Source organism: Leptospira fainei serovar Hurstbridge str. BUT 6, from assembly GCF_000306235.2.
In the GTDB taxonomy this organism is placed as follows: domain Bacteria; phylum Spirochaetota; class Leptospiria; order Leptospirales; family Leptospiraceae; genus Leptospira_B; species Leptospira_B fainei.
In genome coordinates this window covers 1-1192 of the sequence record NZ_AKWZ02000013.1, presented here as the reverse complement: position 1 = coordinate 1192, position 1192 = coordinate 1, and the positions used below count along the sequence as shown (strand labels likewise).

Genomic DNA, 1192 nt, shown 5'->3' with positions numbered 1-1192 from the left:
GAACACGAAAATATCAAAGCCGAAGTCGAAAAACTAAACCCGTCGGATGTCCGCCTAACGAAAGATAATTGTCGAAGTTCCGCGAGTCCGAAGGACTTGGCGCGAGACTTGCCCTGCAAGACGAGTGACAAAGCGGAATTTGGCGAAGCCCAAGCAAGGTCGCGAAGCGATCCCGAAGCGCCGCGACAATTTTTAGTTATCCGAAGTTGAGCCTCAAATGATTAGCTTGAAGCCATGGATGGCGGTTTCTATTCAAAAGCTATACTACTTGATCTAATGCTAATTCAGGAAATACTTGCTTGATCCTTGCAATTGTAGAAAGCGCGGGATTAGCACTCTTTGGTGATTCAAGACGTTGATAACTATATAAGTTTTTCATACCAATAAGTGAAGCCGCTTGTTTCTGACTTAAACCTCGCTTTAATCGAGTCATTCGTAAGATTTGAGAAAAAGCTATTTTAGGATCCACCGCTGCTAATACTATGTTTCTTCCAGATACTTTCTTCTTTGGTAGAGGAAATATAGACTTGGAATCTTCATTATCATTCAAATAAAGATTTAATGCCTCATGAATATTTGATTCTAATTCTTTCTTAGAATCAGCTTGAGTCATGCATCCTTTTAGTTCTATACATTCTGCCCAATAGCCTGTTTTATCTGTATGAATACGAAAATGATAGTGCATTGATTTTACCTCTGACTTTCTCGCAAATGCTTTAGTAAAGCTGTTTCAAGACCTTTCTTTAGTTCCTTATGTATCGGAATTGTCTCTCGATCAATTCCTTTACCAACCATTACATGGCTACCTTTTTGCCTAAGTATTTCCCAACCTTCCTTCTGGTAGAGCTTTAGCATTTCTTTGCCGCTTAGTGGCATAAATCCAGTATGCCAATTATAATTGGCATTGTCAATATTTACCTATGGCAAAGAACATAAAAAACTCATTAAAGTCGGCCATGGACGGCCGACTCCAGAACTGAATAAAGTTTGAGGCTCAATTTTCGGATAACGGCCGAGGCTTGGCGACGTTTCGCGAGTCCGCAAGGACTTGGAACGAGGCTTGCCTTGCAAGACGAGTGACAAAGCGGAATGTGCCGAAGGCCAAGCGAGGGTGCTCAGCAACCCGAAGCGCAGCGACAAGCCGAAAGTTAGGCGACGTCCGACCCAAACTCGTTGCAATTCAAATCTCTTT

3 protein-coding genes are annotated in these 1192 nt (G+C 42.2%); 1 reads left to right on the top strand and 2 read right to left on the bottom strand.

What is annotated here, in order from left to right; genetic code table 11:
* Positions 1–210: hypothetical protein (locus tag LEP1GSC058_RS20565; RefSeq protein WP_039948923.1), on the top strand; the 210-nt coding region annotated here is incomplete at its 5' end.
* 49 nt (positions 211–259) lie between these two features.
* On the opposite strand, the gene LEP1GSC058_RS19745 is transcribed toward LEP1GSC058_RS20565, so the two are convergent.
* A complete protein-coding gene (locus LEP1GSC058_RS19745) occupies positions 260–685 on the bottom strand; it encodes a type II toxin-antitoxin system HicB family antitoxin (protein ID WP_039948922.1) in 426 nt (141 codons plus the stop codon).
* Between the two features lie 5 nt (positions 686–690).
* Positions 691–876, bottom strand: coding sequence for a type II toxin-antitoxin system HicA family toxin (locus LEP1GSC058_RS19740; protein WP_039948921.1), 186 nt, complete (start codon positions 874–876; stop codon positions 691–693).
* Between the last annotated feature and the right edge of the window lie 316 nt (positions 877–1192).